General features: G+C 64.1%; 13 protein-coding genes. 4 read left to right on the top strand and 9 right to left on the bottom strand.

Annotated features, from left to right (window positions below):
* Positions 1-172 precede the first annotated feature (172 nt).
* Together QD228_RS02480 and QD228_RS02475 are read left to right on the top strand one after the other, a co-directional pair.
* Positions 173-814 (top strand): zinc ribbon-containing protein, encoded by a 642-nt coding sequence (locus QD228_RS02480; protein WP_308477992.1) that lies wholly within the window; start codon positions 173-175, stop codon positions 812-814.
* On the top strand, positions 814-2028 hold the full coding sequence (locus tag QD228_RS02475; RefSeq protein WP_279874299.1) for a hypothetical protein: 1215 nt from the start codon (positions 814-816) through the stop codon (positions 2026-2028). The genes QD228_RS02480 and QD228_RS02475 overlap by 1 nt, the downstream gene beginning before the upstream one ends.
* Positions 2029-2123: 95 nt before the next feature.
* Here the strand turns inward: QD228_RS02475 and QD228_RS02470 are convergent, their stop codons facing one another.
* The 6 genes from QD228_RS02470 to miaB form a co-directional block, all read right to left on the bottom strand.
* A complete protein-coding gene (locus tag QD228_RS02470; RefSeq protein WP_077371390.1) occupies positions 2124-2876 on the bottom strand; it encodes a YdcF family protein in 753 nt (250 codons plus the stop codon).
* A 65-nt stretch (positions 2877-2941) separates the two neighbouring features.
* Positions 2942-4471 carry an apolipoprotein N-acyltransferase gene (lnt, locus tag QD228_RS02465; RefSeq protein ID WP_279874298.1) on the bottom strand — a complete coding sequence of 510 codons (1530 nt, stop codon included), beginning with the start codon at positions 4469-4471 and terminating at the stop codon, positions 2942-2944.
* A gap of 87 nt (positions 4472-4558) precedes the next feature.
* Positions 4559-5467, bottom strand: a complete 909-nt coding sequence (locus QD228_RS02460) for a transporter associated domain-containing protein (RefSeq protein ID WP_077371396.1) — start codon at positions 5465-5467, stop codon at positions 4559-4561.
* 128 nt (positions 5468-5595) lie between these two features.
* Complete coding sequence (ybeY, locus tag QD228_RS02455; RefSeq protein WP_279874322.1) at positions 5596-6210, bottom strand: rRNA maturation RNase YbeY; 615 nt, start codon at positions 6208-6210, stop codon at positions 5596-5598.
* A gap of 122 nt (positions 6211-6332) precedes the next feature.
* The gene (locus tag QD228_RS02450) at positions 6333-7427 is read right to left on the bottom strand and encodes a PhoH family protein (protein ID WP_191237901.1); all 1095 of its coding nucleotides are present in this window, start codon (positions 7425-7427) and stop codon (positions 6333-6335) included.
* 240 nt (positions 7428-7667) lie between these two features.
* Positions 7668-9017, bottom strand: coding sequence for a tRNA (N6-isopentenyl adenosine(37)-C2)-methylthiotransferase MiaB (gene miaB / locus QD228_RS02445; RefSeq protein ID WP_077373068.1), 1350 nt, complete (start codon positions 9015-9017; stop codon positions 7668-7670).
* 810 nt (positions 9018-9827) lie between these two features.
* Between miaB and QD228_RS02440 the strand changes: the two genes are divergently transcribed.
* The gene (locus tag QD228_RS02440) at positions 9828-10514 is read left to right on the top strand and encodes a TIGR04211 family SH3 domain-containing protein (protein WP_307722825.1); all 687 of its coding nucleotides are present in this window, start codon (positions 9828-9830) and stop codon (positions 10512-10514) included.
* 70 nt (positions 10515-10584) lie between these two features.
* Positions 10585-11268 carry a thiopurine S-methyltransferase gene (gene tmpT, locus QD228_RS02435; RefSeq protein WP_279874297.1) on the top strand — a complete coding sequence of 228 codons (684 nt, stop codon included), beginning with the start codon at positions 10585-10587 and terminating at the stop codon, positions 11266-11268.
* Between the two features lie 139 nt (positions 11269-11407).
* Here tmpT and QD228_RS02430 read toward each other — a convergent pair whose 3' ends face one another.
* The 3 genes from QD228_RS02430 to ggt all read right to left on the bottom strand — a co-directional run bounded on the left by QD228_RS02430 (position 11408) and on the right by ggt (position 15236).
* The gene (locus QD228_RS02430) at positions 11408-12010 is read right to left on the bottom strand and encodes a YajG family lipoprotein (RefSeq protein ID WP_077371405.1); all 603 of its coding nucleotides are present in this window, start codon (positions 12008-12010) and stop codon (positions 11408-11410) included.
* Between the two features lie 157 nt (positions 12011-12167).
* Positions 12168-13433, bottom strand: coding sequence for an MFS transporter (locus QD228_RS02425; RefSeq protein ID WP_279855215.1), 1266 nt, complete (start codon positions 13431-13433; stop codon positions 12168-12170).
* 132 nt (positions 13434-13565) lie between these two features.
* Entirely contained in the window at positions 13566-15236 is a 1671-nt protein-coding gene (gene ggt / locus QD228_RS02420; RefSeq protein ID WP_279874320.1) for a gamma-glutamyltransferase, read from the bottom strand.
* Between the last annotated feature and the right edge of the window lie 295 nt (positions 15237-15531).

Genomic DNA, 15531 nt, shown 5'->3' with positions numbered 1-15531 from the left:
GTCCGCCGTGAGACCGGTCTTGATAGGGTGACGCGATATCCTGACCTGCGTCACGTCCTGCAGGCGGCCACGAGTGGGTGTGGCTTGTGAAGCAACGCCAACACCACCATGCTTGAGAGAGCGCCCCATGCCTCCCGCAGACCGGGAGACGCTGATGATACAAGGAGAGTCCATGAGCCAACCACGTGAACCCCGTGATCCGCACGATCCCGCCAGTGCCACCACGTCCTCGCATGACAGCGGCTTTGAAGATACCCCGATGCCCTCCCGCCAGCCGCAGGGCGAAGGGGAAGGACGTCTCGGCGATGCCTATGGGCGAATCCTGACGCGTCTGGAAGACAGTAGCGGCGAGTTGTCCTGGGAAGGGCTCAAGGCCGAGCTGGATGAAGCGGTGAAGTTCGAGGCCGAGGTCGAGGAGTTCACCCGTGACGAGCTGGCGCTGCTGCGTGCCTGGGTCGAGCGGGACATGCAGGAATTCCGTCGCCACCTGGCGGCCGGTGGCGAAGGGGTCGCCAGCTGGCTGGGGATTGATCTCGACGTGCTGTCGCGCAGCGTCAGTTCCGCGCTGATGTCCATCGCGGATCGCACCGTGGTGGACCGCGCGCACTTCGAGGAAGACCTCGAGGCCGCTCGCGCCGACTACACCAGTGGAGAAGTCATCGCGCCGGGGCTGCTGCACTGCGTGCATTGCGAGGCCATCACGACCTTGACGCGCCCCAGCGTACTGGAGCCCTGCCATGCCTGTGGGCACCGTTTCTTCGCACGCGGGGCGCCGCAACCCGCGCCATCAACCGATGCGGACCCCCGGGACTGATGGCGACACCGCACGACTGGTTCCTGCCAGCGCATCAGGAGTGGACGGCAGGGCATCGCGCCCGAGCCGTCCAGTGCATGATCGCGCATTTCAATCAACAGGCTCGCCCGCGTGCCGCGGGCCTCTTCAAGCAGGTGTCCTACTACCTGTTCCTGCTGGGGGATTATCGCGCTGCCGGTCAGATACTCGGCCAGGGTTGTGATGAATGCCCCGAGGATGAAGAAATCTCCCTCAATCGGGTGGTATGCCTGTCGCGGGCGGGTGATGCGTCAGGGGCTATCGCCGCTGGGCAGAGGCTGGTCGATGGAGGAAGCCGCAATCCGGTACTGTTCGATGCATTGGCCTCCTGCTGTGCACGCCTGGGGCGCCATGCTCAGGCACGTGGCTTCGGCAATCGCGCATTGGAGCTCAAGGATGTCGCGTACGGAGACCAGCCGCTTGCCAAGGACTGGGCATTGCCCTCCAGAGCCCCATCGGCGGTGGCAGCCGGCAAGCGGCGAGTGCTGTCCTATGGTCTCTGGGGCCAGGGGCCGCGTTATCTGAATGGCATGTTGCATAACCTGTTGCTGGCACCGGTGCTCTACCCGGGCTGGCAGGTGCGGCTGTATCACGACGACAGTGTGCCAGAGGATTTTCTGGACATCGCCCGGCAGCTGGACGCCGAGCTGGTGGAACGTCCGAAGACCGACTCACTCAGACAGCGGCTGTGCTGGCGATTTGCGGTCGCGGATGATCCCGGCGTTGGCTATTTCCTTGTGCGGGACTGCGACAGTGTCATCAGTCTTCGCGAGGTACGAGCCGTGCAGATGTGGCTGACTTCCGGGCGCTTCTTCCATGTGATGCGCGATTGGTGGACGCATACCGATCTCGTGCTGGCGGGACTCTGGGGAGGTGTCGCCGGGGTGCTGCCCTCGATGGAGGGGATGCTGGCGGACTGGAGTCCCCGGCAGGTGGAAACCCCGAACATCGATCAATGGTTTCTCAAGGAGCGCGTCTGGCGCTATCTGCGTACCAGCCTCATGAACCATGACCGCTGTTATTCGCTGAAGGTGAACTCGCGCGCCAGCCTGGCGTTTCCCGATGATGTGCTGGGTGAGCTTCCCGCGGGCAATGCCCATGTCGGATGCGATGAATGGACGCGGGACCCGGCTTTCCAGCGTCGCCAGCTGGGGCCCTGGCTCAGGCAGGCCAGCTGGATGCAGGAGGTCACCTGAGAGCGTGAGCGTGGCAGGGTGGCATTGATGACCAGAGACACGACAGGCTGCCCATGGGCAGCCTGTCGTGTCTCTGGTCGGTGGCCTCGATGCGTCTAGCGACCCACCAGCCAGCCGATCCACTCGTGCAGTGCCCAGCGTGACTGGGTCAGCGCGGAGCTGTTGGGAATCCAGGCATCGATTCCCAGCCCGGAGACGGTGGTGTATCCCACCGGGGCCGGAATGATGGTGCGGAAGCCCTGATTCTGGAAGTTGCGCATCGCGCGCGGCATGTGCCAGGCACTGGTGACCAGCACGATCTTGTTGATGTCGTCTTCCTTGAGCATCTCGCGAGTGTAGCGCGCATTCTGCTGGGTATTCTCGCTGCGGTTCTCAAGCCAGCGCGCCGGGTAATCGAATTCATCGATCAGCGAGCGCTGCATCAGTTCCGCCAGGGTGCCATCGTCCGATGACGAGACCTTGCCGCCGGTCAGCAGGATCGGCAGCTCGGCATTGCGCGCGACCCGCACGCCTTCGTCCAGCCGGCTGAGCGTCTCGCCGTTGATCCGGTCTCGTCCCTGCAGCTCCGGCGCATTGTAGTAACGGCCACCGGACAGCACGACCACCGCCTGAGCCTGAATCCATTCCGCCGGTGCACTGGGCTGAATGCGCTCAAGCCCGGCCATCAGGCGTGTGGAGACGACCGGTGACGCCAGGAGCCACATGCCAAGAATGGCCAGTGCCATCAACGCCCGCGCCAGAGTCGGCCAGCGCTTGAGGATCAGCATGGTCAGGATCAGCAGCAGCAGCGGGCCGCCGGGTGGCAGTATCAGGTCCTTGATGATGCCGAGAAACTCGGTGAAGCCCATGATGGTCTCGCTTGTTCAGAGGCGCTGCCGGGCATCTCCCGGCAGCGGATAGGGGGAGCAGCGTATCAGCTGGACGCCTTCATGCCACGGCGTGCCGCCAGACGTTCACCGATGCCCAGTATCAGGCTCGGTGCCAGCAGCAGGCCCACCAGAATCCATATCGGCAGCAGTCCGAAGCGCATCCAGGGCGTCATGCCCAGCTGCAGGCGGATGTCGCCGGTGACGGTCGCCTCCTCGAACTGCGGGGCGCGGGCAATGATCTCCCCCTGTGGCGAGATGATCGCCGTCACCCCGTTGCTGGTCGCGCGCAGCAGGAAACGTCCGTTTTCCAGTGCGCGAATCTGTGCCATCTGCAGGTGCTGGAGCGGGCCGATGGAGTGACCGAACCAGGTGTCATTGGACACGGTCAGCAGCACGGTCGAGCTCAGCGCCCGCTGGCGAACCAGCTCCGGATAGACGATCTCGTAGCAGATGGCGACCCCGATACGCAGCCCGCTCACGAACAGCGGTTCCTGCTGACTGTCGCCTGATTGCATGCTCGACATCGGCAGGTCTAAGAAGCCGATGATGCCACGCAACCAGCTCTCCAGCGGCACATATTCTCCGAAGGGCACCAGATGTTCCTTGCGGTACTGGGCCGAAGGGTCATCGATGGGGATCACGCTGTTGTAGAAGCGGTTGTCGGCGTCGCGCTCGACGATGCCGGTGATCAGCCCGGTCTTGGGAGGCAGCGTCGCCTGGATGCGTTCCAGGAAGGGTTCGGCCTGATCGCGCAGCATCGGCAGTGCGGTTTCCGGCCACACGATCAGGTCGGCATCGTCCTGCACGGCCCGGGTCATCGCGGCATAGGTATTGGCCGCGCGTCGCTGGCCCTCGGCGCTCCACTTGATCAGCTGCGGCAGGTTGCCCTGCAGCAGCGCGACGCGTGCCGGCTCTCCGCCGGGATGCGTCCAGCTGGTCGGCAGCAGCAGACCCGCCCCCCACAGCACCACCAATGGCACGAGGGTCAGCCAGCGCCGCCTGAGCGCCAGGTTCCACAGCAATGCACCGGACAGCGCGATGATCAGTGAGACGCCGTAGACCCCGAGTATCGGCACCCAATTGGCCAGCGGCGACCCCACCGCACTGTTGCCCAGCAGCAGCCACGGGAAGCCGGTGAAGGCCCAGGTGCGAAACAGCTCACTGATGACGAAGACGGCAGCGAACGACAGCACGTCCAGCTGGCGTGAGCAGAAGCGTTGCCACAGCCCCATCCACAGCATCGGGAACAGCGCCATGGTGGAGACGAACAGCATCGTCAGCAGCACGGCCAGCGGCATGCCGGTATAGCCGTAATCATGGATCGAGACATAGACCCAGCTGGCGCCACTGCCGAACAGACCGACGCCATACCACCAGGCGCGCAGGAAGCCACCGCTCGGCATGCGCAGGGCGCCGTAGAGCAGCCCCGCACCCACCGGGCCCAGCCACCATTGCTCGAAGGGGGCGAAACTCAGGGTGATCAAGACACCGGCGATCAGAGCCAGCAGGTGGCCCAGCGCATTGCTCAACGACGACGTGCCCCTGAAGGCCGCCGGGTGAGGTGATTCGGACATGCCGCTCTCCTTGTAAAATGCCAGACACACCGTCGGGCATGTCTGGCATTGTCCTCTATCGATTCAGCCTGGCATCAGCGCCATGCGTCACTCACCGCTGATGTGCGCGCGATGCTCAGCGGAGGGCGGGGCATCACCGGTGGCATCTTCCAGGCGGCAGACCTGCACCTGGCGAATGCGACGGTTGTCGGCATTGAGCACGGTAAAGCGCCAGCCGGCGAAGTCGGTCGACTCCTGGCGACGTGGCATGTGGCCGAAGCGCTGGATCATCAGACCGCCGATGGTATCGAACTCTTCATCCGGGAAGTCGGTGGCGAAGTGCTCGTTGAAGTCCTCGATGGTGGTCAGGGCGCTGACGGCGAACTGGCCGTCGCCCAGCTCACGGATATCCTCATCCTCATCGGTGTCGTGCTCATCCTCGATGTCGCCGACGATCTGCTCGAGAATGTCCTCGATGGTGATCAGGCCCGCGGTGCCGCCGTATTCATCGATGACCACCGCCATGTGATTGCGGGTCTCGCGGAATTCCTTGAGCAGGCTGTTGAGGCGCTTGGACTCCGGGATGAACATGGCCGGACGGATGGCTTCGCGTAGATCGAAGCGCTTGCGCTCGCTGTCGTTCTGCAGGATTAGCGGCAGCAGGTCCTTGGCCAGCAGGATGCCGAGCACCTCGTCGAGGTTCTCGTCGATGACGGGATAGCGGGAATGCGCCGATTCGAGGATCAGCGGCAGGTACTCCTCGGGACGCTGATCGACCTGGATGGCCTGCATCTGGGAGCGGGGGATCATCACCTCGCGGACTTGCTGGTCACTGATTTCCAGCGCGCCCTCGATGATGGCAATCGCGTCCTGATCGAGGTTGAGGCGTGGGCCTACCTCGGTCAGGAACTGAAGCAGCTCACTGCGGGAGCTGGGTTCGTCGGTGTCGCTTGAGAAGGCGCCGAACAGCTTATCGAGCCAGGATTTCGAATGGCTTCCCGATCGGTCTTCGCTCATGCGTTAGTTTCTCTTTTCCTCGGTGGCGATACCCCATCGTCGTGGGGGTATCGGGGCTGCCGGGTGACGCCTGGACGAACCAGGCATCACCCGACGGCGGGTGCTGCCGATGCGAAAGGGCATCGGCATCATTGATTCTCTTCCCGGTAGGGGTCGGCAATGCCCAGCCCTGCCAGCACGTCACGCTCGAGGGCTTCCATATGCTCGGCGTCATCGTCCTCGATATGGTCATAACCTAGCAAGTGCAAGGTGCCATGCACGAGCATATGGGCAAAATGGTCCTCGAGGGACTTGCCCTGAGCGGCCGCTTCCCGCGCCACGACGTGTACGCTGATGACGAGGTCGCCGAGAAAGCGCGAGGCGTCGTCCGCCTCATCCGCGGCCTCATCCTCAGCCGTCATCAGTTCCGGGGTCTGCGGCGCCTCAGCATCCCCCACGCCACCTGACTCCAGCATGACATCGTCGTCAGCGACGTCGCCCTGAGGCTGGCCGTCGAGGCCGGCGTCTTCACCGTCATCGAATCCCGGAGCTTCCTCGGCGAAACGCTCCGCCAGTTCGGCCGGCAGGGCGAAGTCCTCGAGATCCAGTGGCTCATGCGGGAAGGACAGCACATTGGTGGAGGAATCCTTGCCGCGATAGTCGCGGTTGAGCCCGCGGCTTTCTTCCTCTTCCACCAGGCGCACGGTCAGCTCGTAGGGGGTGTCATCCACCTCGCCGTCACTCTGCAAGGCGTCATCGGCCATGGCCCCTGCCAGCGCCGCGGCCACCCAGGCCTCGAGCTGATGGCTCGCCGGCAACGGCTGGCCATCGATCTCGCTCTCGGTGACAGCGAGTTGCAGGTCCACGACCACGGCAGGTGCCTGGCTCACTGAGCACCCCCATTGCCGGAGGGCCTGTCACTGGACGAGCTGTTCTCAGAAGGCGGCGTGCTGCCCTGGGCATTGAGTGCCGCCATGCGCGCTTCGCGCTCGGCCTGGCGCTTCTCGCGACGCTCGCCTTCCTGCTTCTCTTCCTCGGCCTCGAAGCTGTCGTAGGCCTCGACGATGCGCTGCACCAGCGGGTGACGCACCACGTCCTTGGCGAGGAAGCGGGTGATGCTGATCCCGGGAGTGTCCTTGAGCACTTCCAGCACGTGCGCAAGGCCCGACTGGGTACCACGCGGCAGGTCGACCTGCGAGACATCCCCGGTGATGACGGCGGTGGAGCCGAAACCGATGCGCGTCAGGAACATCTTCATCTGTTCGCGCGTGGTGTTCTGGGACTCATCGAGAATGATGTAGGCATTGTTGAGCGTCCGGCCACGCATGTAGGCCAGCGGGGCGATCTCGATGATCTGGCGCTCGATCATCTTGTTGACGTGCTCGAAGCCGAGCATCTCGTAGAGGGCGTCATAGAGCGGGCGCAGGTAGGGGTCGATCTTCTGGGCCAGATCACCGGGCAGGAAGCCGAGCTTCTCGCCGGCCTCGACCGCCGGGCGCACCAGCAGGATACGGCGCACTTCCTGATTGTTGAGCGCTTCCACCGCAGCGGCGACGGCCAGATAGGTCTTGCCGGTACCGGCCGGGCCGATGCCGAAGTTGATGTCGTGGTTGCGCATCTCGGTGACGTAACCCTGCTGGTTGAAGCCGCGCGGGCGGACCAGCACCTTGGGAGTACGAATCACCACGTCGCCGTAGCTGACGTCCTGGTCTTCCGCGGCTTCCACCAGTGCCTCGACACCGGATTCCTGCAGGAAGAGATGGACGGTCTCGGCATCGACTTCCCCGGCACCGGTCTCGCGATAGAGGTGCTCCAGCACGTTGGCTGCGGCCTTGACGGCAGCCGAGGGGCCGGCGATCTGGAAGTCGTTGCCGCGGTTGCGCAGGGTGACACCGAGTCGGGATTCGATCAGCTTGAGGTGCTCGTCGCGCTGACCGGTCAGGCTGGCCAGACGCTGTGGGTCTGCCGGCTCGAGCGTCATGTTGAGAATGCGATTGGCTTGCTGGGGCTGGTGGCTCAAGGCGTCGAATGTCCTGATGCAGGTGAATGCGTGAGTCGCGGTGGGCAAGGAATTCACCTGAGTGAAACCCGGCTGCCACGTCGTTGAGAAGAGCTTAATGCGCGATGGCCGTACAGGGCAATTGTCCTGTACGGCCAACGTGGCTATCCGCTTGATAGTGGGGGCTGATGGCGCCTCGTCAATCCCTGGGGCGACGAGTGATCAATAGCGATAGGGAGAGGCGAGCTCGCCACGCAGCGAATTGGGATAGGCCTCGGTGATCTCGACATCCACCAGGTAGCCGATCAGCTCGGTCGGGTTGGCGGCGCGGAAGTTGACCACGCGATTGTTCTCGGTACGCCCGGAGAGCAGGCCCGGATCGCGCGGCGAGAACCCGGAGACCAGAATGCGCTGGGTGGTGCCGACCATCTTGCGCCCGATCTGCATCGCCTGCTGATTGATGCGCTCCTGCAGGATCATCAGGCGCTCCTTCTTCACCTCCTCGGGCGTATCATCCTCGAGGCTGGCCGCCGGGGTGCCGGGGCGTGCCGAGTAGATGAAGCTGAAGGAGTGATCGAAGCCGATCTGGCCGATCAGGTCCATGGTGTCCATGAAGTCCTGATCCGTCTCGCCCGGGAAGCCGACGATGAAGTCGGAAGAGAAGCTGATGTCCGGACGCAGCGCACGGATGCGCTCGAGCTTGTCGATGTAGAGATCACGCTCGTGGCCACGCTTCATCGCCGCCAGAATGCGGTTGGAGCCTGACTGCACCGGCAGGTGCAGGTGGCTGACCAGCTCGGGGATCTCGCCGAAGGCCTCGATCAGCGAGTCCTTGAACTCCAGCGGATGCGAGGTGGTGAAGCGGATGCGGTCGATCCCCTCGACCTGCGCCACGCAGCTGATCAGCTCGGCCAGGTCGATCTCCTCGCCCAGCAGGTTGAGGCCGGCGTAGGCATTGACGTTCTGGCCCAGCAGATTGATCTCGCGCACACCCTGGTCGGCCAGATGGATGACTTCATCCATCACCTTCTCGAAGGGACGTGAGACTTCCTCACCACGGGTGTAGGGCACCACGCAGAAGGTGCAGTACTTGGAGCAGCCTTCCATCACCGAGACGAAGGCGCTGGCGCCGTCGCTCTTGGGCGCGGGCAGGTTGTCGAACTTCTCGATCTCCGGGAAGGTCACGTCGACCACGGAGATCTGCTTGAGGCTCTCGCGACGCGTATTGAGCATCTTCGGCACGCGGTGCAGGGTCTGCGGGCCGAAGACCATGTCCACATGTGGCGCGCGCTTGCGCAGGTTGTCGCCTTCCTGACTGGCCACGCAGCCGCCGACACCGATCACCAGGTCCGGATTCTTCTCCTTGAGCTTCTTCCAGCGTCCCAGCTGATGGAACACCTTCTCCTGCGCCTTCTCGCGGATGGAGCAGGTGTTGAGCAGGATGACGTCTGCCTCGGATTCGTCGCTGGTGACTTCCATCTGGTGCGATTCGCCGAGCAGATCCGCCATGCGCGCGGAGTCATACTCGTTCATCTGGCAGCCGTGGGTCTTGATGAAGAGTTTCTTCGCCATTGCCTTGTGTGAACGCTCTGAGCTGCGCGCCGAACCTTCGTTCACTTCCGGCTCTCGACACCTTGGGTGGCGGAGGGCTTGAGAAGTGGTCAGGAGAAGGGGCGCGACTTGTGATGAATGAGCCCCGAGGCCTGAGCCTGGCGGGAATCGAGGGCGTGGCAGCCTTGAGACGTGATGCTCACTGCGTGCCTGAGCCGAAATCAGGACGGCATAGTATAGGAGTCTGGCGGGCATGCGGCCAGCCCTCAGACCGTGGCGGCCCCTGCAAGCTCTGGGGTTTCTCATGGAAATGTCGGGGGCGGGACGGGAGTGGCGAGAGGCTTGCACGCATGGCTTCAGGCTGAGGGTGGCTGTGGTATCCTCACGGGCAGATTGGCGACGTCCGCGTGTGATATCCGTCTCAAGCCCGTGTTGCAGGGCAAACAGGCAGCTGTCAATAGCTTGATTTATTGAGGTTTTCATGCCGACAGTGGCGGCACTGGTGCTGGTCAAAAAATAAACGATTTGTTGGCGGGGCAGGCATTTCGCCGTGCGCGGACCTTCCATCGTCACGTTGTCCCAAGACTTATCCACAGAAAGTGTGGATGTCTGATGACAGCGAAATATCTACTACGTCCCAGCGGTATAGTGATGTCAGGCAGGAAGCCTCGCGTCACGCAACCTGTCAGACAGCGCATGGGCAGATCAAGGCATGCCACGGCATGCCGACAAGCGGTCGACGGTGTTCGGCAGATGCGTTCGGAAGCCTCGATTCCGATGCCTGCTCGTCAGCGGCGACCACCGCCCTCAGACACCCATGAAGAACGCGACATGATGCGATCACTCACTCTCAGCACCTTTTCCCTTCGTTCACTCGGCAGCGTGAGCCTGCGCTCATTGCGCCGTGCCTTGCTTGGGCTTGGCGTCACCGGCAGCCTGATGCTGGGACTGTCTGCACCGCTGGCCAATGCCGCGAGCGAGCGTTGGGTCTCTGACAATCTCACCACCTTCGTGCGCAGCGGCCCCACCGATGGTTACCGTATCGTGGGCACGGTGGAGGCCGGGCAGCCGGTCGAGCTGCTCGACGTCCAGAATGACTACAGCAAGATCCGCACTGCCAGCGGTGACGTGGTCTGGCTGCCTTCCGCCGACCTTCAGGACACGCGCAGCGTCAATGCGCGTGTGCCGGCCCTCAGCAGCAAGGTCAAGGAGCTTACGGCCAGGCTCGATGGCATCAATGACGAGTGGGAAACCCGGGTCTCGGACATGAAGGCTGGCCTCGAGACGCGTCAGGCGCGCATCGAGGAGCTGGAAGCCTCCAGCAACAGCCAGTCCGCGGAGCTTGAGCAGGCCCGCAGCAAGATGCGCAAGATGCAGGCGCTGCTGGACACCCAGAAGCAGGACCTGTTGATGCGTTACTTCATGTATGGCGGTGGTGTGGCCGGTGCCGGACTGCTGGTCGGCCTGATCGTGCCGCACCTGCCGCGCCGCAAGAAGAAGCGTCACGGTTTCCTGTAATTCGTGAAGGTCTCCACTCGCCCGAGTGTCGCCGCACTCGGGCATCTCCAGATTCCAGGAGGGCTCTCCCATGTCAGCAGATGACCCCGTGTCAGCGTTGATGTCAGGCAATGCCCCGGCCAGTGACCCCTGGCTTGCGCGTTGGGCCGAAGGCCGGATCGGCTTTCATCTGCCGGCGCCCCATCCGGCGCTGGAGCGCTGGTGGCCGCGTCTCGACATCGCGCCCCAGGCCAAGGTGCTGGTGCCGCTGTGTGGCAAGAGTCTGGACATGCGCTGGCTGGCGGCTCAGGGGCATCCGGTGCTGGGGATCGAGCTTGCGCGTCAGGCCTGTGAGGCCTTCGTGGCCGAGGGAGTCGGGGATGTCTCGCGCTATCGACTGGATCACTTCGAATGCTTCCGTCAGGGGCCGGTCGAGCTGTGGTGCGGAGACTTCTTCCACTTCCACATCGATCATGTCGATCATCTCGATGCCTTCTATGACCGTGCGGCGCTGATTGCACTGCCCGAGGCGACTCGTCAGCGTTATGCCTTCCATCTGGCTCAGCTGTTGCCGCCCGGCGCTCGCGGCCTGTTGATCAGTCTCGAGCGTGACACGGAGCGTGAACAAGGGCCGCCGTTTCATGTCTCGGAGGCGGAGATCCGGCGGCTGTTGGGCGCCAATTTCACGCTGGAGGTGCTGGAGCGCCGTGCGCCGGATGATCGTGGTCTGCGCGAGACGATCTGGGCGCTGGTGCGCAAGGGGCCCAGAGAGTGATTGACTGGTCCACCTCGCCGCGATACCTGGCGGGTCTGCCTCATCTCGTGAAACGCCACCGCCGCCCATTGGGCGGCGGTGGTGTTTTCGTTGGACGAGCAGGTGGTGCGGGGCTGCTGGACGCGTCTCTCGAGTGGACTTACTGGTCCAGCTGGCGGATCAGGGTGGTGTCCTGGAAGGCGCGTGTCAGGGCATCCCCGATCACCAGAGAGACCAGTTCGGTATTCTTCTCCTGGCTGGGCTTGAGGGCGTAGCCCTGATCACGCGTGGCGGTATAGCTGCCGGTGTAGCGCTGCTTGCCGGAGACCGCGACTGCCTGGATCACTCCGTTGAGTGCCGCGGTGTCGGTGAGCAGACCGCCGCGCTTCACGCCATAGGCCAGCTCGGTCAGCGAGAGGGTCAGTTCGGTGGCACCGGCATTGGCCTGCTCGGCGGTCACCGGCACGAAGCCCATGCGGCGCAGGGCGCTGATGGCCTGTGCCTCCAGCTTGGGCGTCAGATCGCCGGTCGGGACCACCAGATAGCTGGAGGCGTTGGTGGCACCATCACGGGTGCCGATGCGCTCAGAGGGTCGCTCGTCGCGCACTTCCACCACCACCTGCTGGCCATGGCCGACCACCCCCATCTCGCCAACCTGCGGGTTGACGTACAGGCGTTGCGGGCTGGTGCCGCAGGCGCTGAGTAGCGCGGTCGTGGCCATCAAGGCCACGCTCATGCAGGTAATACGCAGGTGTCGCATCATCGTTCGGGCTCCCGGGCCGGTGGCCGGTCAACAGTGGAAGGATCACGAGAGCCGGCTGAATGGCAGGCTCCCGGATTGATGGGCGCGAGTATAGGGTCAGATCGCGCCGGGTGAGTAGTGGAAATTCTGGCTCATGGCTGTTCCCGTTCGGCGACGCTCACTGGCCGGGCGGCACCCGGCGCGTCAATGCCAGCAGCCCCAGCAAGGGGCCGGGCAGAATGCTCAGCAGCAACAGGCTGCCCTGTGCGGCGATCAGCGGGGTCAGCAGGGCGATCGAGACCAGTGACAGGCTGAAACCGATGGCATTCATCAAGGCCAGCGCACTGGCCTGCAGCTCGACGGGCGTGCCGCCGGCCGCCAGCGCGGAGAATTGCGGGGAATCGATCACGGCCATCAGACTCCAGAGCGCCAGCAGGCCCAGCAGCAGGCCATAGCCGGCCTCGAGTTGCATGGCACCGACGAACAGCAGGGTGAGGATCACCGAGCCCGCCAGTCCCAGGCGCGCGACCCACAGACTCCCGCGGGTGCGCGACAGCCAGCCTCCGACCACGCAACCGGGCCCGCCCACCGCGATCACCATGAAGCTGTGCAGTGCCAGTTGCGTGGCCGAGAGTGAGAGGCCGTTGAGTCTGGCCATGGTCGTCAGCAATAGCGGCACCAATGCCCACAGCGTATAGAGCTCCCACATGTGGCCGAAGTAGCCCAGCGCGCCGCGCACGAAACCGGGATGACGCCAGGCGGCCAGCCCTCGTGTCGCGCGGGCAAGCAAGGATGTCTGCGTCGAGGCAGGCGCTGGTGCGGGCGGGGCGACAGCGGGCAGCAAGGCCACCAGTCCGGCCCCGGCCACGGCCAGCAGCGAGGCCATGCCGATCGCCGCCCCCCAGGGGAGCGAGAAACTGCCACTGAGTTGCAGGGCAGCCAGGCCATGTGGCAGCGAGGTGCCCAGCACCAGCATGCCGACCAGCCAGGCCAGTGCAGCTCCGGCGCGGTCCGGGGCCGTCTGTACCATCAGCTTGAGCCCGATGGGATAGATGCCGGCCAGCGCGAGGCCGGTCAGCACGCGCAGCGCCGAGGCACTCAACAGCCCCGGCGCGAGGATGAGCGCCAGGTTGGTCAGCGCCCCCAGCAGGCACGAAGCCATGAACAGGTGGCGTGCCGCGAAGCGGTCTGCCAGTCCCGCCAGCCCCAGGGTCAGGGTGCCGACGATGAAGCCGCCCTGTACCGAGGAGGTCAGTTGCCCCAGAGCGCCAGCGCTCTCGCCGGCAAAGTTCCAGCTCGCCAGCATTGGCGTCAGCACGGCATTGGGCGTGAACCACAGGCTGGTGCCGAACAGCTGAGCCAGCGCGATGAGGGCGACGGGGTAACGGCTGGCCAGTTGCCGCCAACGGGCATCGGCCGAGGAAAGAGACTTTGAGGAGGACAAGAGAGCACCTGGTTGAGCGCGAGCGACATGAAAACGGGCGACACCGTGGAGTGTCGCCCGTATCGCAGGTCCTGACCAGTCAGGCAGATGACGCATTGCTCAGAGCGTCAGGCGCAGCGCGAGTGGCCTCGCTCAAAGCCCCATGGCCGAGGAGGTGGAGCGGCGCGGGTCGGCACCGCCATAGAAGGTGCCGTCCTGGATCATCACGGACTGGATGGCCCCCATGGCGTCCTTGGTGACGACCTTGTGGCCCATCGCCTCGAGCAGGCGGATGGTGTCCTGACTGATGCCCGCCTCGATGCGGATCTCATCCGGCAGCCACTGGTGGTGGATGCGCGGAGCGCTGACCGCCGACTGGATGTTCATGCCGTGATCGATCACGTTCATCAGCACCTGAAGCGTGGTGGTGATGATGCGCGAGCCGCCGGGGCTGCCGGTGACGAGGAAGTTCTTGCCATCCTTCATCACGATGGTCGGGCTCATGGAGGACAGCATGCGCTTGCCCGGCTCGATCTTGTTGGCGACGCCACCGATCAGACCATAGGCATTCGGCACGCCCGGCTTGGCGGAGAAGTCATCCATCTCGTTGTTGAGCAAAAAGCCTGCGCCATCCACCACGATGCCGGAGCCATAGCTGAAATTGATGGTGTAGGTATTGGAGACGGCCAGGCCATTGCCATCGGCGATCGAGAAGTGGGTGGTCTGGTTGGATTCATAGGGCTGCGGCTTGCCGGGCTTGATCTCGCTGGACGGCGTGGCCTGGTTCATGTCGAACTGGCCGCGCAGCTCTTTGGCGTAGTCCTTGGAGGTGATGCCGGCCAGCGGAACATCGACGAAGTCGGTGTCGCCCAGATACTCGGAGCGATCGGCGTAGGCACGGCGCATCGCCTCGGCCATCACGTGGATGGTGGCGGCGGAATTGAAGCCCATCGCCTGGATGTCGTCACCCTCGAGCATGTTGAGAATCTGGACGATGTGCGCCCCGCCGGAGGAGGGCGGGCTCATCGAGAAGATGTCGTAGCCACGATAGGTGCCATGGACCGGCTCACGGATTTCCGGCTCGTAGGCCTTCAGGTCATCCATCGTCATGATGCCGTCATGGCGGTCCATCTCGGCGACGATCAGCCTGGCGGTCTCACCCTCGTAGAACTCGCGCGGGCCATTGGCGGCGATACGCTTGAGCGTCGCGGCCAGTTCCGGCTGCTTGAACAGCTCGCCAGCTTGATAGTTGCTGCCATCCGGCTTGTAGAACACCTTGGCGGTGCTGTCCCACTTGGCGAGGCGGTCCTTGGCATCGCTCAGCCCCTTGGCGAAGCGGGTCGGGATGACGAAACCGTCTTCTGCCAGCTTGATGGCCGGAGCCAGTGCCTGCTCGAGCGTCAGGGTGCCGTAGTCCTCCAGTGCCTTGGCAAGACCGGCCACGGTGCCGGGCACGCCCGCAGCGCGATGCGTGAAGCGAGACCACTCGGCCACGGCTTCGCCATTCTCGTCCTGGAACATCGTCTCGCTGGCCGCGGCCGGAGCTTTCTCACGGTAATCGATGGCGACCACCTTGCCGGTCTTCTCATCGGACACCAGCATGAAACCGCCGCCACCGATGTTGCCGGAGCGGGGTTGGGTCACGGCCAGCGCGAAGCCGGCCACCACGGCGGCATCGACGGCATTGCCGCCTTCCGCCAGGACATCACGTGCGACCTGTGAGGCCAGGTAATGGCTGGTGGCGACCATGCCATGCTTGCCTTCCACCGGATGGAAACGCTCGCCTTCCAGAATCGCGCTGCTGTCCGCGAAGGCGGCCGGCATCGCGGTGGGCAGCAGACCTGCCAGAGGCAGTAGTGCCGCCGCGGCGAAGGTCTTCAGACGCTTGCGTGCTGCACAAGGGGTGTCGAACATGAGTGGTAGTCCCTTTATCGTTATTGGAGTCGCTGCATGGCGTCGGTGACGCGCGCGCCACGTGCTGTCGTGAGTCGCATCGGGAGTGGCTACCCAGACGAACCGTTTTACTATCAGATGCTAATGCACCAATTTCAACCTCGATGACGACGGCGTCCGTCGCGCAGAGGGGAACGCAAGCGCTGGTGCCGGGACAGCCTGACGC

Source organism: Cobetia sp. 3AK (assembly GCF_029846335.1).
Taxonomy (GTDB): Bacteria; Pseudomonadota; Gammaproteobacteria; order Pseudomonadales; family Halomonadaceae; genus Cobetia; species Cobetia marina.
The sequence above is the reverse complement of the archived record's forward strand: the minus strand, read 5'-3'. Positions and strand labels throughout refer to the sequence as shown.